Annotated in this window: 19 protein-coding genes; 10 read left to right on the forward strand and 9 right to left on the reverse strand. The window is 69.3% G+C overall.

What is annotated here, in order from left to right; genetic code table 11:
* Positions 1-42 precede the first annotated feature (42 nt).
* Complete coding sequence (locus tag ACG0Z3_RS04110; RefSeq protein ID WP_394395563.1) at positions 43-198, forward strand: hypothetical protein; 156 nt, start codon at positions 43-45, stop codon at positions 196-198.
* A 9-nt stretch (positions 199-207) separates the two neighbouring features.
* Here ACG0Z3_RS04110 and ACG0Z3_RS04115 read toward each other — a convergent pair whose 3' ends face one another.
* Positions 208-1,143: a LysR family transcriptional regulator gene (locus ACG0Z3_RS04115; RefSeq protein WP_394395564.1), complete on the reverse strand. Its 936-nt coding sequence runs from the start codon at positions 1,141-1,143 to the stop codon at positions 208-210.
* 125 nt (positions 1,144-1,268) lie between these two features.
* Here ACG0Z3_RS04115 and ACG0Z3_RS04120 point away from each other — a divergent pair, with 125 nt between their 5' ends.
* From ACG0Z3_RS04120 to ACG0Z3_RS04135, 4 genes are all read left to right on the forward strand, one after another.
* Positions 1,269-2,054, forward strand: a complete 786-nt coding sequence (locus ACG0Z3_RS04120; RefSeq protein WP_394395566.1) for an alpha/beta hydrolase fold domain-containing protein — start codon at positions 1,269-1,271, stop codon at positions 2,052-2,054.
* Between the two features lie 33 nt (positions 2,055-2,087).
* Positions 2,088-3,287, forward strand: a complete 1,200-nt coding sequence (locus ACG0Z3_RS04125) for an efflux RND transporter periplasmic adaptor subunit (protein WP_394395568.1) — start codon at positions 2,088-2,090, stop codon at positions 3,285-3,287.
* Positions 3,288-3,416: 129 nt separating this feature from the next.
* Positions 3,417-6,650, forward strand: a complete 3,234-nt coding sequence (locus ACG0Z3_RS04130; RefSeq protein ID WP_394395570.1) for an efflux RND transporter permease subunit — start codon at positions 3,417-3,419, stop codon at positions 6,648-6,650.
* A gap of 5 nt (positions 6,651-6,655) precedes the next feature.
* The gene (locus ACG0Z3_RS04135) at positions 6,656-8,020 is read left to right on the forward strand and encodes an efflux transporter outer membrane subunit (RefSeq protein WP_394395571.1); all 1,365 of its coding nucleotides are present in this window, start codon (positions 6,656-6,658) and stop codon (positions 8,018-8,020) included.
* A 23-nt stretch (positions 8,021-8,043) separates the two neighbouring features.
* Here ACG0Z3_RS04135 and ACG0Z3_RS04140 read toward each other — a convergent pair whose 3' ends face one another.
* Positions 8,044-8,247 carry a hypothetical protein gene (locus tag ACG0Z3_RS04140; RefSeq protein ID WP_268167836.1) on the reverse strand — a complete coding sequence of 68 codons (204 nt, stop codon included), beginning with the start codon at positions 8,245-8,247 and terminating at the stop codon, positions 8,044-8,046.
* 167 nt (positions 8,248-8,414) lie between these two features.
* On the opposite strand from ACG0Z3_RS04140, the gene ACG0Z3_RS04145 reads away from it, so the two are divergent.
* Positions 8,415-8,975 carry a thymidine kinase gene (locus ACG0Z3_RS04145; protein WP_394395575.1) on the forward strand — a complete coding sequence of 187 codons (561 nt, stop codon included), beginning with the start codon at positions 8,415-8,417 and terminating at the stop codon, positions 8,973-8,975.
* A gap of 117 nt (positions 8,976-9,092) precedes the next feature.
* Here ACG0Z3_RS04145 and ACG0Z3_RS04150 read toward each other — a convergent pair whose 3' ends face one another.
* From ACG0Z3_RS04150 to ACG0Z3_RS04170, 5 genes are all read right to left on the reverse strand, one after another.
* A complete protein-coding gene (locus ACG0Z3_RS04150) occupies positions 9,093-9,602 on the reverse strand; it encodes a hypothetical protein (RefSeq protein ID WP_394395576.1) in 510 nt (169 codons plus the stop codon).
* Positions 9,603-9,670: 68 nt separating this feature from the next.
* Entirely contained in the window at positions 9,671-11,344 is a 1,674-nt protein-coding gene (locus ACG0Z3_RS04155; protein ID WP_394395577.1) for a long-chain-fatty-acid--CoA ligase, read from the reverse strand.
* Between the two features lie 89 nt (positions 11,345-11,433).
* Positions 11,434-12,855 (reverse strand): NAD(P)(+) transhydrogenase (Re/Si-specific) subunit beta, encoded by a 1,422-nt coding sequence (locus tag ACG0Z3_RS04160; protein WP_394395578.1) that lies wholly within the window; start codon positions 12,853-12,855, stop codon positions 11,434-11,436.
* Entirely contained in the window at positions 12,855-13,172 is a 318-nt protein-coding gene (locus tag ACG0Z3_RS04165; protein ID WP_394395580.1) for an NAD(P) transhydrogenase subunit alpha part 2, read from the reverse strand. The genes ACG0Z3_RS04160 and ACG0Z3_RS04165 overlap by 1 nt, the downstream gene beginning before the upstream one ends.
* Before the next feature lie 2 nt (positions 13,173-13,174).
* Positions 13,175-14,290 carry a Re/Si-specific NAD(P)(+) transhydrogenase subunit alpha gene (locus tag ACG0Z3_RS04170; RefSeq protein WP_394395583.1) on the reverse strand — a complete coding sequence of 372 codons (1,116 nt, stop codon included), beginning with the start codon at positions 14,288-14,290 and terminating at the stop codon, positions 13,175-13,177.
* Positions 14,291-14,375: 85 nt separating this feature from the next.
* On the opposite strand from ACG0Z3_RS04170, the gene ACG0Z3_RS04175 reads away from it, so the two are divergent.
* Both ACG0Z3_RS04175 and mnmA read left to right on the forward strand, forming a co-directional pair.
* Positions 14,376-14,873 (forward strand): NUDIX hydrolase, encoded by a 498-nt coding sequence (locus tag ACG0Z3_RS04175; RefSeq protein ID WP_394395585.1) that lies wholly within the window; start codon positions 14,376-14,378, stop codon positions 14,871-14,873.
* A 25-nt stretch (positions 14,874-14,898) separates the two neighbouring features.
* Positions 14,899-16,023, forward strand: a complete 1,125-nt coding sequence (gene mnmA, locus ACG0Z3_RS04180; protein ID WP_394395587.1) for a tRNA 2-thiouridine(34) synthase MnmA — start codon at positions 14,899-14,901, stop codon at positions 16,021-16,023.
* Here the strand turns inward: mnmA and ACG0Z3_RS04185 are convergent.
* Positions 16,014-16,589, reverse strand: coding sequence for a PEP-CTERM sorting domain-containing protein (locus ACG0Z3_RS04185; protein ID WP_394395590.1), 576 nt, complete (start codon positions 16,587-16,589; stop codon positions 16,014-16,016). The two genes, mnmA and ACG0Z3_RS04185, sit on opposite strands and share 10 nt — an antisense overlap.
* Before the next feature lie 16 nt (positions 16,590-16,605).
* A complete protein-coding gene (locus tag ACG0Z3_RS04190; RefSeq protein ID WP_394395593.1) occupies positions 16,606-18,135 on the reverse strand; it encodes an alkaline phosphatase PhoX in 1,530 nt (509 codons plus the stop codon).
* Between the two features lie 85 nt (positions 18,136-18,220).
* Here ACG0Z3_RS04190 and ACG0Z3_RS04195 point away from each other — a divergent pair, with 85 nt between their 5' ends.
* Both ACG0Z3_RS04195 and ACG0Z3_RS04200 read left to right on the forward strand, forming a co-directional pair.
* On the forward strand, positions 18,221-19,441 hold the full coding sequence (locus tag ACG0Z3_RS04195) for a sensor histidine kinase (RefSeq protein WP_394395595.1): 1,221 nt from the start codon (positions 18,221-18,223) through the stop codon (positions 19,439-19,441).
* Positions 19,432-20,085 carry a response regulator transcription factor gene (locus ACG0Z3_RS04200; RefSeq protein WP_394395596.1) on the forward strand — a complete coding sequence of 218 codons (654 nt, stop codon included), beginning with the start codon at positions 19,432-19,434 and terminating at the stop codon, positions 20,083-20,085. Before ACG0Z3_RS04195 ends, ACG0Z3_RS04200 begins: the two co-directional genes overlap by 10 nt.
* The last annotated feature ends 6 nt before the right edge of the window (positions 20,086-20,091 follow it).

Here is a 20,091-nt window from a genome sequence, read left to right on the forward strand (position 1 = left end):
CGGCGCACACCGACCTCGGTGTGCCCAACCAGGAGAGTCACGATGGCCACCCGTTCCCTGTCCACGCTGATCACCGCCGCCACGGCCGTTGCGGCGCTGGCAGCGGGTTTGATGCTGGCGATCAATGCGCCAGTGCCCGCCAGCGAAGAGTTCAACCCTCCCGTGCTGACGGCCAACACCGCTGCCGATGAGGCCTGAGGGCCTGCGTCAGCTCAGCGCACAGCGCACCTTCAGGCCCGCCGTGCTCTGGCTGCCCAGCAGCTCCACGACCCAGTCCACGAACACCCGCAGCTTGCTGCTGAGGTGGCGGTTGGGCGGGTAGACGACGTAGACGGGAATCGCGTCCACGGTCCAGTCCTCCAGCAGCCGCACAAGGCCGCCGCTCTTCAGCAGCGGTGCGGCCATGAAGCAGGTCACCTGCACCACGCCCAGGTGGGCCAGGCCGGCGTTCAGGTAGGCGTTCGCGTCATTGACCGCAATGACGTGGTTGCCCACCACCTCCACCACCTCGTCGCCGCGCTTGAACACGTCGGACATCACCTTGCCCGAGCGCGCCGAAAAGTAGCCCACCATGCGGTGCGGCGGCTGCGTCAATTGCAGCGGGTGGGTAGGCATGCCATGGCGGCGCAGGTACTCCGGCGTCGCGGCGGTCACGAAGTGGAACTCGCCGATGCGCCGCGCCACCAGGCTCTGGTCGGTCAGCTCGCCGCCACGGATCACGCAGTCGATGTTGTCGCTGATGAGGTCCACCATACGGTCGCTGACGCCCATCTCGATCTGGATGTCCGGGTAGCGCGCGTAGAAGTCCGGCAGGTGCGGAATGATCATCTCGCGGCCCACGACGCCGGGCACGTCGACCCGGATGCGGCCGCGCGGCGTCATGCGCGCCTGGTTCATGCTGCCTTCCAGCTCCTCCAGGTCGCCCAGCAGGCGCGTAGCGCGCTCGTAGTAGGCCGCACCATCGGGCGTCACCGTCACGCGCCGCGTCGTGCGGTTCAGCAGCTTGGTGCGCAGGTGGGTTTCCAGCGTCTGGATCAACCGCGTGACCGTAGCCTTGGGCAGGTCCAGCGAATCGGCAGCCTTGGTGAAGGTGCCGGCCTCGACGACACGGACATAGGCTTGCATGGCTTGGAGTCGGTCCATGGGCAGATCGGCGGGCGCAAAGGCCCCAGGGCTGGCAGGGATGCGCAGATTGTTCCACGGAGAGGAAAAGTGAGTCCGTTCTTCGGCCGTTTATCCCTAAGGCGTCAATCTCTATCGTTCAGGCCATGGACAAGCACGCCACTACTGCCACCGTGCGCCTGGGCCCGCTGCCGGGCCTGCCGGCGCAGGTCTACCCGGCCCGGCGCCCGCTGGGCGAAGAGCGCCATGCCCTGCTGCTGTGGCTGCACGGCGGCTGCTTCAACGACGGCTCGGCGGCGCAGGCCCGGGCGCGCTGCGCGATGCTGGCCGAGGCCGGCGCCGACGTGGTGGCGCTGGACTACCCGCTGGCCCCCGAGCACCCCTTCCCCGCCGGCCTGGACGCCGCCTTCCTGGCGCTGCAGGCGCTGGCGGCCCGGCCCGCCGGCCTGACCGGCTCGGTGCACACCGCGCTGCTCGTCGGCGGCGAGGAGGCCGGCGGCAACCTCGCCGCAGCGCTGGCGCTGATGACGCGCGACCAGCACGCCCCCGCGCTCGCCGGCCAGCTGCTGCTGTCGCCCATGCTGGACCCGGCGCTGGGCAGCCGCTCCATGCGCCAGGGCGAATGCGGCAGCAGCAGCTGCCTCTACGCCAAGGGCTGGCAGGCCTACCTCGGCCGCTGCGCCCACGCCGACCACCCCTACGCCGTGCCGCTGAACGCCCGCCGCCTGGCGGGCCTGGCCCCCGCGCTGGTGCTCAGCGTGGCCGGCCACCCGCTCCATGACGAGGCCAGCCGCTATGCCGCCGCGCTGCGCGCCCACGGCAGCCCCGCGCAAGACCTGGCGCTGCCGGCGCTGGACGCCGGGCATGCGCACCACCCCATCCACGAGTTCCTGCGCGAGGCCGCACGCCGCGCCTTGTCCCTGCCCGCCTGATTCCTGCCCGGTCGATTATTCGGAGAACAACAAATGCCCACCCTCACCCCCTTCAACCGTCGCGTCGGCCTGATCGCCGGCGCGGCGGCCGTCGTCGCGCTCGGCGCCATCGGCATCGCGCAATTCGGCGCCAGTCCAGCCCAGGCCGACGCTGCCCCCACGGCGCCACCGGCCACGCCGGTGTCCGTGGCCCAGGTCGTCCGCCGGGACGTGGCCGCCTGGAACGAGTTCTCCGGCCGCCTGGAGGCCGTGGAGCGCGTGGACGTGCGGGCCCGCGTATCGGGCGCCGTGCAGGCCGTGCACTTCCGCGAGGGCAGCCTCGTGAAGGCCGGTGACCTGCTCGTCACCATCGACCCCGCGCCCTACCAGGCCGAAGTCGCGCGCGTCGAAGCCCAGGTTGCCGCCGCGCAGGCCCGCGTGACCTACTCGCAGAGCGAGGCGCAGCGCGCCAAGTCGCTGTGGGACGACCGCGCCGTCGCCAAGCGCGAGTTCGACGAGAAAGACAACGCCGCCCGCGAGGCCGCCGCCAACCTGCGCGCCGCGCAGGCCGCGCTGCAGTCGGCCCAGCTGAACCTGGGCTACACCCAGGTGCGCGCGCCGGTGGCCGGCCGCGTCGGCAAGGTCGAGGTGACGACGGGCAACCTCGTCGCCGCGGGCGCGGGCGCGCCGGTGCTGACGACGCTGGTGTCGGTGAGCCCCATCTACGCCAGCTTCGACGCCGACGAGAAGGTCGTGCGCGACGCGTTGGCCACGCTGCCTGGCGGTGCGGCCGAACGCCGCGGCCTGGAACGCATCCCCGTCGAGATGCTGGCGGGCAGCGACAAGGCCACGACCGGCCGCCTTCAGCTGGTGGACAACCAGGTGGACGCCAAGAGCGGCACGCTGCGCGTGCGCGCCCAGTTCGACAACAAGGACGGCGCGCTGATCCCGGGCCAGTTCGCCAAGCTGCGCCTCGGGCAGGCCCGCCACGAGGCGGCCCTGCTCGTCAACGAGCGCGCCGTTGGCACCGACCAGGACAAGCGTTATGTCATCGTCGTCGGCACTGGCAACCAGGCTGAATGGCGCCCCGTGACGCTGGGCGCCAGCGTGAACGGCCTGCGCGTCGTGACCTCGGGCCTGCAGGGTGGCGAGCGCATCGTCGTCGGCGGCGTGCAGCGCGTGCGACCGGGCTCGGTCCTCGCGCCCAAGGACGTCGCGATGGACGCCAAACCGGAACTGAGCGCAAAGATTTAGCCCACCCCCTACGCGCTTCGCGCGCCCCCTCAAGGGGGCACAGCCAGTGGACCGGCAAAGCCGGATCCACGGCTGTCGCTCGACCTTGCGACGGCCTAGCGGCGTCGCAGTCCAGGAAGGACAACCTCAATGAATCTCTCCAAATTCTTCATCGACCGCCCGATCTTTGCGGGCGTGCTGTCGCTGCTGATCTTCATCGGCGGCCTGCTGTCGATCCGCGCGCTGCCGATCTCGGAATACCCCGACGTCGTGCCGCCGTCGGTCGTCGTGCGCGCCCAGTACCCCGGCGCCAACCCCAAGGTCATCGCCGAGACGGTGGCCACACCGCTCGAGGAGGCCATCAACGGCGTCGAGGACATGCTCTACATGGGCAGCCAGGCGACGACGGACGGCCTGATGACGCTGACCGTCAGCTTCAAGCTCGGCACCGACCCCGACAAGGCCCAACAGCTGGTGCAGAACCGCGTCAGCCAGGCCGAGGCGCGGCTGCCAGAGGAGGTCAAGCGCCTGGGCGTGACGACGGTCAAGAGCAGCCCCGACCTGACCATGGTCGTGCACCTGACCTCGCCCAACGACCGCTACGACATGACCTATCTGCGCAACTACGCGCTGCTCAACGTCAAGGACCGCCTGGCGCGCATCCAGGGCGTCGGCCAAGTGCAGTTGTTCGGTGCGGGCGACTACTCGATGCGCATCTGGCTGGACCCACAGAAGGTGGCCGAGCACGGCCTGTCGGCCAGCGACGTCGTCACCGCCATCCGCGGCCAGAACGTGCAGGCCGCGGCCGGCGTCGTCGGCGCGTCGCCGGGCCTGGCGGGCGTGGACCTGCAGCTGTCCGTCAACGCGCAGGGCCGGCTGCAGTCGGTCGAGGAGTTCGGCGACATCATCGTGAAGACCGGTTCAGGAGGCGCCGTCACGCGGCTGCGTGACCTGGGCCGGCTGGAGCTGGGCGCGTCCGAGTACGCGCTGCGTTCGCTGCTGGACAACAAGTCCGCCGTCGCTGTGCCCATCTTCCAGGCCCCGGGCGGCAATGCGCTGGACATCTCGGCCAACGTGCGCGCCACGATGGCCGATCTGAAGGCCGCCATGCCCGAGGGCGTGGACTACACCATCGTCTACGACCCGACGCAGTTCGTCCGAGCCTCCATCGAGTCCGTCATACACACGCTGCTGGAAGCCGTCGCGCTGGTGGTGCTGGTCGTCATCCTGTTCCTGCAGACCTGGCGCGCTTCCATCATCCCGCTGCTGGCCGTGCCGGTGTCCATCGTCGGCACCTTCGCGGTGATGCATGGCTTCGGCTTCTCGATCAACGCCTTGAGCCTGTTTGGCCTGGTGCTGGCCATCGGCATCGTCGTGGACGACGCCATCGTCGTGGTGGAGAACGTGGAGCGCAACATCGCGGCCGGCCTGAGCCCGCGCGACGCGACCTACCAGGCCATGCGCGAGGTCTCGGGCCCCATCATCGCCATCGCGCTGGTGCTGATCGCCGTGTTCGTACCGCTGGCCTTCATCACCGGCCTGACGGGCCAGTTCTACAAGCAGTTCGCGCTGACCATCGCGATCTCGACGGTGATCTCGGCGATCAACTCGCTGACGCTGTCGCCCGCGCTGGCCGCGCTGCTGTTGAAGGACCACCAGGCCCCCAAGGATGCGCTGACCCGCGGCATGGACCGCGTGCTGGGCGGCTTCTTCGCGCGCTTCAACCGGCTGTTCACGCGCAGCGCCGACAGGTACGGCAGCGGCGTGAAGACGCTGATGTCGCGCAAGGCGCTGATGATGGTGATCTACCTGGGCCTCGTGGCGGCCACAGCGGGCCTGTTCAAGGCCGTGCCCGGCGGCTTCGTGCCCGGCCAGGACAAGCAGTACCTGATCGGCTTCGCGCAGCTGCCTGATGGCGCCACGCTGGACCGCACCGAGGACGTCATCCGCCGCATGACCGACATCACGCTCAAGACGCCGGGCGTGGAGCACGCGGTTGCCTTCCCCGGCTTGTCCATCAACGGCTTCACCAACAGCGCCAGCTCGGGCATCGTGTTCGCGACGCTCAAGCCCTTCGACGAGCGCCGCACGCCCGAGCTGTCGGCGGGCGCCATCGCTGGCAAGCTGAACGCGCAATACGGCGCGGTGGAGGACGCCTTCATCGTCATGTTCCCGCCACCGCCCGTGCAGGGCCTGGGCACCACCGGCGGCTTCAAGCTGCAGCTGCAGGACCGCGGCGGCCTGGGTTACGAGGCGCTGGACGCCGCGCTCAAGGCCTTCATGGCCAAGGCCTACAAGACACCGGAGCTGGCGGGCCTGTTCTCCAGCTACCAGGTCAACGTGCCGCAGCTGTTCGCTGACCTGGACCGCACCCGCGCCCGTCAACTCGACGTGGCCGTGACCGACGTGTTCGAGACCATGCAGATCTACCTTGGCAGCCTGTACGTCAACGACTTCAACAAGTTCGGCCGCACCTACTCGGTCCGCGTCCAGGCGGACGCCGCCTACCGCGCCCGTGCCGAAGACATCGGTGCGCTGAAAGTGCGCTCGTCGTCGGGCGAGATGGTGCCGCTGTCCGCACTGATGAAGGTGCAGCCCAGCTTCGGGCCGGAACGTGCCATGCGCTACAACGGTTTCCTGTCCGCCGACATCAACGGCGGCGCCGCGCCCGGCTTCTCGTCGGGCCAGGCCCAGGCCGCCGTGGAGCGCCTCGCCGCCGAGACGCTGCCGCCAGGCATCAGCTTCGAATGGACCGACCTGACATACCAGGAAAAGATCGCTGGCAACTCGGCGGCCTGGGTGTTCCCGCTGGCCATCCTGCTGGTCTTCCTGGTGCTGGCCGCGCAGTACGAGAGCCTGACGCTGCCCATCGCCATCCTGCTCATCGTGCCCATGGGCCTGCTGGCGGCGATGGCGGGTGTGTGGCTGGACGGTGGCGACAACAACGTCTTCACGCAGATCGGCCTCATCGTGCTGGTGGGCCTGAGTGCGAAGAACGCCATCCTCATCGTCGAGTTCGCCCGCGAGCTGGAGTTCGCCGGCCGCACCCCGGTGCAGGCAGCGCTGGAGGCGGCGCGCCTGCGGCTGCGGCCCATCCTGATGACGTCGATGGCCTTCGTCATGGGCGTGCTGCCGCTGGTGCTCAGCACCGGCGCCGGCGCCGAGATGCGCCAAGCCATGGGCGTGGCGGTGTTTGCCGGAATGATCGGCGTGACCTTCTTCGGCCTGTTCCTGACGCCGCTGTTCTACGTCATCCTCCGCCGCCTGACGGGCAACGCCCCTCTGCGCCACCACGGTGGCCAGGTGGCGGCACCGGCTGCTTCTGAAAGTCCCACGCAGCACGTCGCGCCTGTGGCCGACGCCCTGCCGCAACGAGGCAAGTGATCATCATGAAATTGACCCTGACCCCACTTTTCGCAGCGCTGCTGCTGGCGGGCTGCGCCTCGATCGGCTCGGTGGACCCCGCCCAGCTGCCGCAGGCACCCGCCGCCTACAAGACGGTCGCGAACGCCGCGCCTGCGCTGACCGCCAGCTGGTGGCAGCCGTTTGCCGACCCCGTGCTGGACGAGCTCGTCGGCCGCGCGATGGCGGCCAACACCAGCGTGCAGCTGGCCGCCAACCGCCTGTCGCAGGCCCGCGCTTCGCTGGGCTCGGCCCAGGCCGCGCGCCTGCCGCAACTCGGCGCCTCCGCCGGCGCCGGCCGCAACACGCTCACGCCGGGTGCGCCAGGCGCCACGCAGTACAGCGCCGGACTCAACCTGGCCTACGAGCTGGACCTCGGCGGCCGCCTGCTGCATGAGCGCAACGCCGCCGCGCTGGATGTGCTGGCCCGCGAGCAGTTGCTGGCCGACGCGCGCCTGCTGGTGCAGGCTAACGTGGCGCGCGGGTATCTGGCGCTGCGCGCACTGGACGCCGAGCGCGACCTCGTGCAGGGCACCGTCTCAGCCTACGCCGAGACGCTGGCGCTGACGGAGAAGCGCGCCCGCGCCGGCGATGTGGCCGACCTGGACCTGGCCCGCGTGCGCGCCGAGCTGGCCGCCAACGAGGCTGAAGCGCTGGCGCTGGACCGCCGCCGCGTCGAGCTGGAGACGGCGCTGGCCGTGCTACTGGGCGAACCAGCGTCCAGCTTCCGCCTGGCACCGGCGACCTGGGCGACCGCGCTGCCCGCCGTGCCCGCCGGCCTGCCATCTGAACTGCTGCAGCGCCGCCCCGACCTGGCCGCCGCGCGCAGCCAGTTGCAGGCAGCGCAGGCCCGCGTCGGCGTAGCGCAGGCCGCCTGGTGGCCCAGCCTGTCACTGACGGCGCAAGGCGGCGGCGTGTCCGGCGAGTTGTCCGACCTGCTGAAGAGCGGCGCCAGCACCTGGGGCGTGGGCCTGCTGGCCGCGCTGCCGATCTTCGACGGTGGCCGCCGTGAAGCCGGCGTCAACGCGGCGCAGGCGGCGTTGCAGGGCAGCGCCATCGCGTTCCGCGAGCAGTTCCTGCTGGCGCTGAAGGACGTGGAAGACCAGCTCGGCGCGCTGGCGCTGCTGCAGGCACAAGGCAACGCCAATGCCCGCGCCGTGGCCGCGGCTGGCCAGGCGCTCAAGCTGTCGGACACACGCTACCGCAACGGCCTCGTCAGCCAGTTGGAGCTGCTGGACGCCCGCCGCAGCGAGCTGGCCAACCGGCGCGCCGCGTTGCAGGTGCGCTCGGCGCAGTACCAGGCGACGATAGGGCTGATCCGCGCGCTGGGCGGCGGCTGGCCCGGCGCCTGAGCGCCGCGCGGCTCAGGGCAGCATCAGGGCAGCGACTTGCAGCTGGGCTTGCAGACCACCTCGTTGCGGCCCAGCAGCCGGATGGATTGCAGGCTGGCCGGCGACCTGTGCTTGCCGCACTTGAAGCAGGAGCGGGTGTGGCCGCTGCCGAGGAAGGGCGAACCGCCCACTTTCGACGCATAGCGCAGGCCATCCTGGCGGACCGCGGTGACGGTGTCTTTGCTCATCTTCAGACAGGTCGGGGTGAAGCATGCATTGAGGCACGGCGCAGATGACAACGCCACCTCGCAACCCCGCAGAGACACCCTGAAAACACCGCAAACCACGGGCTTACCCGGCCCTGATCTGCGGGGTCGGCGAGCGGGGACAATGCGATCCCTCTCGAAGACACCCCATGGCCAAGCTCTTCTTCCGTTACGCCGCGATGAACGCCGGCAAGTCCACCGCCCTGCTGCAGGTGGCGCACAACTACGAGGAGCGCGGCCACCGCGTGCGCATCTTCACCGCGCGCCTGGACGACCGCTACGGCCACGGCTTCGTCACGTCCCGCCTGGGGCCGCAGCGCGAGGTGGAACAGTTCGACGCCACGACCGACTTCGTCGCGCTGATGGACGCCTCACCCGGCATCGCCTGCATCCTGGTGGACGAGGCGCAGTTCCTGTCCAAGCAGCAGGTGCAGCAGCTCCATGAAATGGCCCACCTGCGCAACCTGCCGGCCATCTGCTATGGCCTGCGCACCGACTTCCAGGGCGAGCTCTTCCCCGGCTCGGCCACGCTGCTGGCGCTGGCCGACGAGATGGACGAGATGAAGACCATCTGCGACTGCGGCCGCAAGGCGACGATGAACATGCGCGTGGACGCCGGCAACCGCAAGGTCACCGAGGGCGCGCAGGTGGAGATCGGCGGCAACGCGCGCTACCGCTCGGTGTGCGGGCGCTGCTTCAGACAAGGCTAGCCCCTCGTCCAAGGAGTACCTTGGCCGGTCCCCCGAGGGGACGGCGATGCTTGCGGTATCGAACCGCGAGCACATCGCCAGCCGGGCCGGCTCGGGAGCGGCCCAGCGCTCGGCCCGTTAACGAAGGCCCAGCGCCTCACGGACCGCGGCGGCGGCAGCCTCGCCCTTGGCCTTCTGCACACGCTCGACCAGCTGCAGCGCCAGGGCCTGCAGCTCCGCCAGGCTGTCGCAGCGCTCCACCTCCAGCGCGAAGGCATAGCCCTTGAACGGGCCCAGCAGCTTGGTGGCCTGGCCGCTGAGGTAGGTGTAGAGCGCCGCCCGGTCCAGCAGCGGCGAGCCCGAAGCAGGCGCCGAGGAGGGTGCAGCCGCAGCAGCCGGCGTGGCTGCCGGCGGCACGGCCGCCGCCGGGCGCGGCGCGGCGCGGCCTTCGGCGGCGATGAGGCCCTGCTGGATCAGCGTATCCAGATCCGCGGGCGTGGCCCCGGCAACAAGGCCCAACCAATCGCTGGCGGTCTTGGTGGCGTCCAGCACCAGCAGCAGGTTGCGCGCCGCGCGAGACAGCGGCAGCGCGCGTGCGCGGATCTCGGCACGGCCGGCCTCGGTTTTGGAAAGCAGCTGATCAAGCACGGTGCAGAACCCCACCCACCACCGGCGGGTGCCGGCGTCAGGCCATCGTCACGTAGGAAAACGGGCGATCAGGTCTTGTCCCGCAGCTCGCGGCGCAGGATCTTGCCCACGGGCGTCTTGGGCAGGTCGGTGCGGAACTCGACGATCTTGGGACGTTTGTAGCCCGTCAGGTTCAATTCGCAATACGCGCGCACATCAGCCTCGGTGACATTCGGGTCTTTCTTCACGATGACCACCTTCACCGCCTCGCCGGCCTTGGCGTCCGGCACACCCACAGCGGCGCACTCCAGCACGCCGGGCATCTGCGTGAGCACGTCCTCGACCTCGTTCGGATACACATTGAAACCGCTGACGAGGATCATGTCCTTCTTGCGGTCGACGATCCTGAAGTAACCGCGTTCGTCCACGGTGCCTATGTCGCCGGTGCGGAAGAAGCCGTCGGCCGTCATGACCTTGGCCGTCTCGTCCGGGCGCTGCCAGTAGCCGGCCATGACCTGCGGGCCGCGGATGGCGATTTCGCCCGGCTGGCCGGCCGGCACCTCGTGACCGTCGTCGTCGAGCAGCTTGAGTTCGGTCAGCGGCATGGGCAGGCCGATGGTGCCGGTGTAGGCGGTGCTGTCGGTCGGGTTGCAGGTGGCGGTGGGCGAGGTCTCGGACAGGCCGTAGCCCTCGACGATGGGGCAGCCGGTCTTCTCCAGCCACAGCTTGGCCGTGGCCTGCTGCACCGCCATGCCGCCACCCACCGAGATAACCAGCCGGCTCCAGTCCACCGTGTTGAAGTCGGCGTGGTTGGCCATGGCCATGAACAGCGTGTTGACAGCCGGGAAGCTGTGGAAGCGGTGGGCGCTGAGCTCCTTGAACATGGCCGGCAGATCCCGCGGGTTGGGGATCAGCACATTGGCGCCGCCCATGTGCATGGACAGCATCATGTTCGTGTTGAAACCGAAGATGTGATACAGCGGCAGCGCGCAAACCGTGACCACCTGCTGGCCCGCCGGGATCTTCTTCAGCGCCGGCTGGTACCAGGCCTCGGCCTGCAGGATGTTGGCAACCAGGTTGCGGTGCTTGAGCACCGCGCCCTTGGACACGCCGGTCGTGCCGCCGGTGTACTGCAGCACGGCGATGTCCTCGGGGCCCAGCTTGGGCGCCTTGTAGGTGAGGCTGCGGCCTTTGGCCAGCGCATCATTGAAGCGCACGGCACCCGGCAGCTCGAAGGCCGGCACCATCTTCTTCACCTTGCGCACGACGTAGTTGACCAGGCTGCCCTTGACGAGGCCCAGCATGTCGCCCATGGCGGCGAGGATGATGTGCTTGGTGGGCACGTGCTGGATGACCTGCTGCAGCACCGAGGCGAAGTTCTCGATGATGACAATGGCTTTGGCGCCCGAGTCCTTGAGCTGATGCTCCAGCTCGCGCGGTGTGTACAGCGGGTTGACGTTGACCACCACATAGCCTGCCCGCAGCACGGCGGCCACGGCCACCGGGTACTGGAACAAGTTGGGCATCATGAGGGCGACGCGGTCACCCTTCTCCAGGCCCAGCCCCTGCAGATACGCCGCCAGCGCCCGCGAGGCCTCGTCCACCTGCGCGAAGCTGACGCTCTTGCCCATCATCAGGTAGGCCGCCTTGTCGGCGTTCTTCTTGAACGAGGTATCGAGCAGGTCCACCAGGCTGGGGTAGAGCGACACATTGATGTCGCGCGGCACCTCCGCCGGGTAGTACTTCAGCCAGATGGGCTCCATGCCTTGTCTCCTTATGGGTTGGCACGGATTCTGGCCGATGGCCAGCGGTGGGCCGGTCAGGGGATTCGATAGCGGGGGGAAGCAGCCCCCTACTCCACAGCCTTCAGCATGTCCTCGACCACCTTCTTCGCGTCGCCGAACACCATCATGGTCTTGTCCATGTAGAACAGTTCGTTGTCCAGGCCAGCGTAGCCCGCAGCCATGGAGCGCTTGTTGACGATGATGGTCTTGGCCTTGTAGGCCTCAAGAATCGGCATGCCGTGGATGGCGCTGCCCTTCACGTGCGCGGCAGGGTTCACGACATCGTTGGCGCCCAGGATGATGGCCACGTCGGCCTGCGCGAACTCGGCGTTGATGTCTTCCATCTCAAAGACCTGGTCGTAGGGCACCTCGGCCTCGGCCAGCAGCACGTTCATGTGCCCCGGCATGCGGCCGGCCACCGGGTGGATGGCGTACTTCACCGTCACGCCCTTCTCGGTCAGCTTGGCGGCCAGCTCCTTCACCGCATGCTGAGCGCGCGCCACGGCCAGGCCATAGCCGGGCACGATGATGACGGTCTCGGCATTGCCCATCACGAAGGCGGCATCGTCAGCGCTGCCGCTCTTGACGTTGCGCTGCACGCCGCCGCCAGATACAGCGGTCGCGGCGTCGCCACCAAACCCGCCCAGGATCACGTTGAAGAACGAGCGGTTCATCGCCTTGCACATGATGTAGCTCAGGATCGCCCCCGAGCTGCCCACCAAGGAGCCGGCAATGATCAGCATGCTGTTGTTCAGCGAGAAGCCGATGCCCGCCGCCGCCCAGCCGGAGTAGCTGTTCAGCATGCTCACCACCACCGGCATGTCGGCGCCGCCGATGGGGATGATGAGCGTCACGCCCAGCACCAGGCCCAGCGCGATGACGATCCAGAAGTCCATCTGGCTCTGGCTGTGCCAGAAGCCGAACACGAAGAAGGCCGCCGCCAGCCCGAGCACCGCGTTCAGCGCATGCTGGCCCTTGAAGACCACCGGCGCGCCCTGGAACAGGCGGAACTTGCTCTTGCCCGACAGCTTGCCCCAGGCGATGACGGAGCCGGTGAAGGTGACCGCGCCGATGAAGGCGCCCAGCGCCAGCTCGATGCGATTGCCGCCAGGAATGTCGCCACCCTTGGCGGTGATCTGGAAGGCCCAGGGCTCGTAGGCCGCCGCGGCCGCGATGGCCACGGCCGCCAGGCCGATCATGCTGTGGAAGAAGGCCACCAGCTCGGGCATCTTGGTCATCTCGACCGTCTTGGCCTTCCAGGCACCGAAGCCACCGCCGACAACCAGCCCCAGCATCACCCAGCCCAGGCCGGTGGCCGAGCCGGCCAGCTTGACGATGAGCGCCGCCGTCGTGAACGCGGCAATGGCCATGCCGGTCATGCCGAAGACATTGCCACGGATGGAGGTCGTCGGATGCGACAGGCCCTTCAGCGACTGGATGAAGCAGACGCTGGCGATGAGGTACAGCAGCGTGACCAGGTTCATGCTCATCACGCGCCCTCCTTCTTGGCGGTGGGCTTGTCCTTCTTCTTGAACATCTCCAGCATGCGCCGCGTGACGAGGAAGCCGCCGAAGATGTTGACCGCCGCCAGCGCGACGGCCACGACGCCCATGCCCTTGGCGAAGGGCGTCTCGGTCAGCGCCGCCGCCAGCATGGCGCCGACGATGACGATGGCCGAGATCGCGTTCGTCACGGCCATCAGCGGCGTGTGCAGCGCGGGCGTCACCGTCCAGACGACGTGGTAGCCCACGTAGATGGCCAGCACGAAGATGATGAGATTGATGATGGTGTGATCAACCAGTTCCATGGTCAGCCCCTCGTCACTTGTCCGTCTTGCGTCACGCGGCAGGCCGCGACGATGTCGTCATCCAGCGGCACGGTGAGCGTGCCCTCCTTGGTGATGACGAGCTTCAGGAAGTCCAGCACGTTGCGCGCGTACAGCGCCGACGCATCAGCCGCGACGAGCGCCGGCAGGTTGGTCTCGCCGACGATGACGACGCCGTGCTTCACGACGGTCTTGCCCGCCTCCGTCAGCGGGCAGTTGCCGCCGGCCGGGGCGGCGATGTCAACGATGACCGAGCCGGGCTTCATGGCCTTGACCATGTCCTCGGTAACGAGCACAGGCGCGGCGCGGCCGGGGATGAGGGCGGTGGTGATGACGATGTCGGCCTGCGCCACGCGCTTGGCCACCTCCGCCTTCTGCCGCTCCAGCCAGCTCGGCGGCATCGGCCGCGCGTAGCCGCCCACGCCTTCGGCCGCTTCTTTCTCCTCGGCCGTCTCGTAGGGCACGTCGATGAACTTGGCGCCCAGCGACTCGACCTGCTCCTTCACCGACGGCCGCACGTCGCTGGCCTCGATGACGGCGCCCAGCCGCTTGGCCGTCGCGATCGCCTGCAGGCCCGCCACGCCGACGCCCAGGATGACGACACGCGCCGCCTTCACGGTGCCGGCGGCCGTCATCAGCATGGGGAAGAAGCGCTGGTAACGATCGGCCGCGATCATGACGGCCTTGTAGCCGGCGATATTGGCCTGGCTGGACAGCACGTCCATGCTCTGCGCGCGCGTCGTGCGCGGCGCGGCTTCCAGCGCGAAGCTCGTCAGCCCGGCGGCGGCCATCGCGGCCAGGCCGTCGCGATCGAAGGGGTTGAGCATGCCGACCAGCGCCGTGCCGGGCTTCATCAGCGCCAGCTCGTCGCCGGCCGGCGCACGCACCTTCAGCACCAGCTCGCTGCCCAGCGCGGCGGCCTGGTCGACGATCTCGCAGCCCACCGCTTCGTAAGCGGCATCGGTGACGCTGGCCGCCACGCCGGCACCGCCTTCGATGCGCAGCACGTGGCCGGCGGCCTTCAGCTTCTTGGCCGTCTCGGGCGTGACGGCCACACGGGACTCTCCGGCCGCGCGTTCGCGCGGGACACCAATCTGCATGCGGGCTCCTCGAAGGGGCAGGTGTTGCGTCCCAGCTTACACAATGCCCCGTGTCGCCCCGTGCGGGAATTCGCGAGGAAGTTTCATGGTTGCCACAGAGAGATTCCGTCCCAGCGTGACTGTCGCGGCGGTGATTGAGCGCGACGGGCGCTACCTGCTCGTCGAGGAAGAGACAGCCGAGGGCCTGATGCTGAACAACCCCGCCGGCCATGTGGAGCTGGGCGAAAGTCCCATCGAGGCCGTCGTGCGCGAGGCGCTGGAGGAAACCGCGCGGCCCTTCACGCCCGAGCATTTCCTGGGTGTCTACCTGGCCCGCTTCGTGCGGCCGGCGCGATTAGAGGATGTGACCTATGTTCGGCTGGCCTTCAGTGGTGCAGCGGGCGACGAGATCGCCGGCCGCGCGCTGGACGCGGGCATCCACCGCACGCTGTGGATGACGCTGGACGAGGTGGCCGCCTGCGCCGAGCGCCACCGCAGCCCGCTGGTGCTGCAGTGCGTGCAGGACCATGCCGCCGGCCGGCGGCTGCCGCTGGAGGCGGTGTTCTCGCACGCCTCGCTGACGACCCCGCTCGTGAAAGGCTGAGCGCCGCTTTGGGACAATCCCGCCCATGAGCTCCGAGAAAAAGCATCGAGTCGTCGTCGGCCTGTCCGGCGGCGTGGACTCGGCCGTGACCGCCCACCTGCTCAAGGCACAGGGCCACGAGGTCATCGGCATCTTCATGAAGAACTGGGAAGACGATGACAACGACGAGTACTGCTCGACGCGTCAGGACTTCCTGGACGCCGCCTCGGTGGCCGACGTGCTGGGCATCGAGATCGAGCATGTCAACTTCGCGGCCGAGTACAAGGATCGCGTCTTCGAGAGCTTTCTGCGCGAGTACCAGGCCGGCCGTACGCCCAACCCCGATGTGCTGTGCAACGCCGAGATCAAGTTCAAGGCGTTTCTCGACCACGCGATGCGCCTGGGCGCCGAGAAGATCGCAACGGGTCACTACGCTCGCGTGCGTGAGGTCGACGGCGAGTTCCAGTTGCTCAAGGGTCTGGACCCGCTGAAGGACCAGAGCTACTTCCTGCACCGGCTGAGTCAGGCGCAGATGAGCAAGGCGATGTTCCCGGTGGGCCACCTGCCCAAGACCGAGGTGCGCCGCATCGCCGCCGACATCGGCCTGCCGAACGCAAAGAAGAAGGACTCCACCGGCATCTGCTTCATCGGCGAGCGGCCGTTCCGCGAGTTCCTGAACAAGTACCTGTCGCACCAGCCCGGCCCCATCAAGGACGAGCGCGGCCGCACACTGGGCCAGCATTTGGGCCTGAGCTTCTACACGCTGGGCCAGCGCCAGGGCCTGGGCATCGGCGGCGTGAAGGACAAGAAGGCGCCGCGTGGCGGCGGCGAGCACGCCCCCTGGTTCGTGGCCGCCAAGGACATCCCGACCAACACGCTGATCGCCGTGCAGGGCCACGACCACCCGCTGCTGCAAAGCCCCGCGCTGCTGGCCGACGACCTGAGCTGGATCGCCGGCCACGCGCCCGCCGCCGGCCTGGCCGCGGCCAAGACGCGCTACCGTCAGGCCGACGCCGCCTGCGCCGTCGGCTACGACGAAGCCGGCCGGCTGCGGCTGCGCTTCACCGAGCCGCAATGGGCCGTCACACCGGGCCAAAGCGCCGTGCTGTACGACGGCGACGTGTGCCTGGGGGGCGGCGTCATTGCCGCCGCCCTGCCGGCTCAGGCCTGACGACGGCGTACCGCCAGCCCAATGGCTGCCAGCCCGGCCAGCAGCAGCGCGTACTGCTCAGGCTCGGGCACGGCGCTGACAGTCAGGCTGATGCGGTCGCCGGCCTGCAGGTCCGCCTGGGCCAAGGTCCAGTCGGTCTTGCCGGCGCCGCCCAACGCGTTGCCCAGCTCGACGTCCAGAAACTCCTCGGACGAGAACGTCACGGTGCGCGTGCCGCCGCTGCCCGTCACCGATGAGGCTTCGCCGCTGAACGGGCGCGTCACGCTGCCGACGCTGCCGAAACTGCCACGGTCCAGCGTCAGCGTCAGGCCTCGCAGGCCGACGCCGGTGTAGTTGCGGATGACGGCGTTGAGGCCGATGGGCGCCAGCAGGTCGTCCTCGTCCAGGCGCCAGGTCAGCACGGCGGGCGCGCTGCTGCCCAGGTCCAGGTCGAAGGACAGCAGGCCGGTGCTGCTGTAGTCCGTGGCCACGGTGGCGCCTTGCGTGAGCGCGCCCTCGAAGCTCAGGGCTTGGGCGGGCAAGGCGGCGGCCAGCGCGAGCGCGGCGGCGATCAGGGTCTTGGTCATGGTGAGGCTCCGGGAATCAAAGGCTGCCGCGCGTCCACGGGCCGGTGATGGCCAGCGTGACGCCGGTGTAGAGGTTCACGAACAGCACGCGGCCGTCCGGGCTGAAGACGCAGCCGGCCCATTCGGAATTGCGCTGGTCGCCAGCGGTGGCGCCGGTCTTGCCGACTGCGTCGAGCTGGGCACGGGTGAAGTTGTAGTTGTGCTTGGCAAACACATAGCTGCCGCCGGTGGGCGTGACCACCTTGAGGTACTGGGCCGTGATGGCCGGCGTGTTGCCGGGGCCGCCGGTGCCGCCGTCCTCGCAGAACAGCACGCCGCCGCGCGGGCTGACGCACAGGTTGTCGGGCGAGTTGCCGACCTGCAGGCTGTTGCTGACGAAGATGGCCTTCAGCGTCATGCTGGCCAGGTGCAGCGCCCAGATGCGGCCGGCGCGAGCCGGGCTGGTGGTGACCTGCTTGTCGGTGAAGTAGACGATGCCGCCCGCCACCCAGCAGCCCTCGGTGGCGCCGAAGATGGCCGCGCCGTTGGCATAAGCCTGGCGGTAGGGGCCGCTGGCCGACACATTGCCGTTGATGGTGGGCAGCGTCGCACCGTCCAGGTCGGGGTTGGCCACGTCCACCCAGTCGCAGAGGTACTCCTGGCACAGCGTGGGGTCGCGCAGGTCGGCGTTCGCCACCGCACGCACGCGCAGGCCTTGCAGCGTGCCGCCGGCGTGCAGGCTGTTCAGGCCGCCAGCCAGGTTGGCGGGGCGGAAGCGATACAGCGTATTGGCATTGCCCTGATCTTCCGTGAGATACCAGTAGCCCGTGGCCGGATCGATGGCGCTGGCCTCATGGGCCATGCGGCCCATCGCAATGATGGGCTCCGGGTTGGCCGCCGTGAGGCTGGTGTCGGCGGGCACCTCGAACACATAGCCATGCTTCTTGCCGGTGCTGGATACGCTGTTGCTGCGGATCTCCTCGTTGGACATCCACGAGCCCCAGGTGCTGGCGCCGCCGGCGCAGGGGCGGTAGATGCCGCCGAGGCTGGCGTAGCTGCCCACCCAGTTGCCATCGCGCCAGACCAGGTTGGTATTGCCGCCAACCTGATAGCTGGCACCGGTGATGCCCGTGTCGTACTTGGCGACGTTGGCGCGGCCCGCACCCACGATGTTGGCTGCATTGCTGCTGGTGCTGTGCTCGTGGTTGCGCACCAGGATGATCTCGGTGCTGCGGCCCACGCGGCGCTGCACGACGACGCCCATGCCGTCATGGGCGCCGGGCGTCACCAGGCCGTCGGACATCACGTCACCGCGCCAACCGTAGCTCTTGTAGCTGAAGCCCGCCGGCAGCTCGATCAGCGGCAGGCCGGTCGTCAGATCGTTGACCGGTGCCGTGGCACCGTAAGGGCTGTCCAGCAGGGACGAGGCGCCGGCCGCCACGCAGCTACCGGTGTTGGCCTCGGCCACACGCGTGGCCAGCGCGCCGATGGGGCCGGCGAAGGCGGCCGCCACGGCAGCGGCGCCACCCTTGAGCAGGCCGCGACGGCCCGTGTCTGCTTGATCCATGTGTGTGCTCCAACGACCGGTGATGAGGAAGTGCGCATGCTCGCGACGCCCGATGAAGCCGCAATGACGTTGACAATGCGCCGCCATGAACCGTCTGGACCGTCTGCTCGCCCGCCTGGCCGAACCCGGCCTCGTGCTGCGCCTGGCCGCGCTGGTGGTGTGTGCGATGGAGCTGGTGAGCGCCGGCGCCGCCCTGTTCGGTGCGCGCACCGAGCCCTATGACGGCCTGGTGTCCAACATCTGGCGCCAGCTCGGCGGCGACGCCAACGACCGCGGCCTGCTGCTGATCTGCGTGGCCCTGCTGCTGGCCTTCGTCGCGCTGATGTGGCGCCTGGCCAGCCGGGGCGCCAGCGTCGTCGCCGTGAACCGGCGGCTGGGCTGGCTGCTGCTGGTGGACCTGCTGGCCTACGGCGTGACGCCGGGCCTGCCCTTCCTCGTCACAGCGCTGGCCGCCGTGCTGCTGCCGGCGCGCATGGCGCTGGGCTTCGGCGCCGCGCAGGTGCTGCTGAACACCGGCATCTACGCCGGCCCCGAGGCCAATGCCTGGCTGGACCAGTTCGGCCTGCTGTCCTCGATGCTGGCGCTGCACGGCCTGGCCTTCGGCCTCGGCCGCATGGCCGCTGCCGAGGCCGAGAAGCGCCGCTGGCTGCAGGCCGTGCTGGCCGAGCAGCTCTCCGGCGAGCAGTTGCTGGCCGAGCAGATGCGCTACAGCGAGCGCATGCAGATCGCCCGCGAGCTGCACGACCTGATGGGCCACCACCTGACCGCACTGAACCTGCAGCTGCAGCTGGGCGGCGCGCTGCTGGCACGGGCCGACGCCGGCGGCGCGGGCCAGGCGCTCGCGCGTGCCGAAGGTGTGGCCGCGCAGCTGCTGGCCGATGTGCGCGAGGCCGTGTCGCAGCAGCGCAGCTCGCAGCGCATCGACCTGTCCGCCGCGCTGCAGGCGCTGGCCGAGGGCATTGCCAGCACGCGCATCGAGCTGGCGCTGGACGATGCCGCCCGCGACCTCGGCCCGCGCACCGCGCACGCGTTGCTGCGCTGCGTGCAGGAGGGCGTCACCAACAGCGTGCGCCATGCCGGCGCCCGCCGCGTGCGGGTCGAACTGCAGGGCGCGGGCAATCACGTGACGGTCAGCATCGACGATGATGGCTGCGGTGCGCCGGGCCGGCTCGCCAACGGGGCCGAGGGCTACGGCAACGGCCTGTCCGGCATGGCCGAGCGCATGGCCGAACTGGGGGGGCAGATGCGCGTGACGCGCACCAGCCCGGGATTTCGAATCGAGCTGAGATGTCCGCGATGGGTGTGATCAAGATCCTGCTGGTGGAAGACCAGCAACTGGTTCGCGAGGGCCTGAAGGGCCTGCTGGCGCTGCACGACGAGGTGCAGGTGGTCGGCGAAGCGAACGACGGCGCCGAGGCGCTGGAATGGCTGGCCGGCGCCTCGCCCGAGGCCATGCCCGACATCGTGCTGTCCGACATGCGCATGCCGCGCCTGGACGGGCTGGGCCTGATCCGCGCGCTCGCCGCGCGCGCGCTGCGCCTGCCGGTCATCCTGCTGACCACCTTCGACGACACCGCCACCTTCGACGAGGCGGCCCGCGCCGGTGCCAAGGGCTTTCTGCTGAAGGCCATCAGCCCCGACACGCTGCTGCAGGCGCTGCGCGACGTGCATGCCGGCGGCACCGCGCTGCGCCCGTCGCTGACGACACGCATGGAGGCCAAGGGCGGCGAGCGCGCGTTCACGGCTGCCGATCACCCCGACCCGCTGAGCCCGAAGGAGCTGCAGGTGCTGCGCCTGGTGGCCAGCGGCCGCAGCAACACCGAGATCGCCAGCCTACTGGGCAACAGCGAGGGCGTCATCAAGAACCACTGCTCGGCCATCTTCTCCAAGATGGGCGTGCGCGACCGCACGCAGGCCGTGCTGCGCGCCATCGATCTGGGCTGGATTTAAGGCGAT

The sequence above is a fragment of the Pelomonas margarita genome, from assembly GCF_043555875.1.
In the GTDB taxonomy this organism is placed as follows: domain Bacteria; phylum Pseudomonadota; class Gammaproteobacteria; order Burkholderiales; family Burkholderiaceae_C; genus Pelomonas; species Pelomonas margarita.

Excerpts from the sequence above, each read along its gene's own strand:
- ACG0Z3_RS04110 (WP_394395563.1), top strand. The coding sequence starts at position 43 with ATGGCCACCCGTTCCCTGTCCACGCTGATCACCGCCGCCACGGCCGTT.
- ACG0Z3_RS04115 (WP_394395564.1), bottom strand. The coding sequence starts at position 1,143 with ATGGACCGACTCCAAGCCATGCAAGCCTATGTCCGTGTCGTCGAGGCC.
- ACG0Z3_RS04120 (WP_394395566.1), top strand. The coding sequence starts at position 1,269 with ATGGACAAGCACGCCACTACTGCCACCGTGCGCCTGGGCCCGCTGCCG.
- ACG0Z3_RS04125 (WP_394395568.1), top strand. The coding sequence starts at position 2,088 with ATGCCCACCCTCACCCCCTTCAACCGTCGCGTCGGCCTGATCGCCGGC.
- ACG0Z3_RS04130 (WP_394395570.1), top strand. The coding sequence starts at position 3,417 with ATGAATCTCTCCAAATTCTTCATCGACCGCCCGATCTTTGCGGGCGTG.
- ACG0Z3_RS04135 (WP_394395571.1), top strand. The coding sequence starts at position 6,656 with ATGAAATTGACCCTGACCCCACTTTTCGCAGCGCTGCTGCTGGCGGGC.
- ACG0Z3_RS04140 (WP_268167836.1), bottom strand. The coding sequence starts at position 8,247 with ATGAGCAAAGACACCGTCACCGCGGTCCGCCAGGATGGCCTGCGCTAT.
- ACG0Z3_RS04145 (WP_394395575.1), top strand. The coding sequence starts at position 8,415 with ATGGCCAAGCTCTTCTTCCGTTACGCCGCGATGAACGCCGGCAAGTCC.
- ACG0Z3_RS04155 (WP_394395577.1), bottom strand. The coding sequence starts at position 11,344 with ATGGAGCCCATCTGGCTGAAGTACTACCCGGCGGAGGTGCCGCGCGAC.
- ACG0Z3_RS04160 (WP_394395578.1), bottom strand. The coding sequence starts at position 12,855 with ATGAGCATGAACCTGGTCACGCTGCTGTACCTCATCGCCAGCGTCTGC.
- ACG0Z3_RS04165 (WP_394395580.1), bottom strand. The coding sequence starts at position 13,172 with ATGGAACTGGTTGATCACACCATCATCAATCTCATCATCTTCGTGCTG.
- ACG0Z3_RS04170 (WP_394395583.1), bottom strand. The coding sequence starts at position 14,290 with ATGCAGATTGGTGTCCCGCGCGAACGCGCGGCCGGAGAGTCCCGTGTG.
- ACG0Z3_RS04175 (WP_394395585.1), top strand. The coding sequence starts at position 14,376 with ATGGTTGCCACAGAGAGATTCCGTCCCAGCGTGACTGTCGCGGCGGTG.
- mnmA (WP_394395587.1), top strand. The coding sequence starts at position 14,899 with ATGAGCTCCGAGAAAAAGCATCGAGTCGTCGTCGGCCTGTCCGGCGGC.
- ACG0Z3_RS04185 (WP_394395590.1), bottom strand. The coding sequence starts at position 16,589 with ATGACCAAGACCCTGATCGCCGCCGCGCTCGCGCTGGCCGCCGCCTTG.
- ACG0Z3_RS04190 (WP_394395593.1), bottom strand. The coding sequence starts at position 18,135 with ATGGATCAAGCAGACACGGGCCGTCGCGGCCTGCTCAAGGGTGGCGCC.
- ACG0Z3_RS04195 (WP_394395595.1), top strand. The coding sequence starts at position 18,221 with ATGAACCGTCTGGACCGTCTGCTCGCCCGCCTGGCCGAACCCGGCCTC.
- ACG0Z3_RS04200 (WP_394395596.1), top strand. The coding sequence starts at position 19,432 with ATGGGTGTGATCAAGATCCTGCTGGTGGAAGACCAGCAACTGGTTCGC.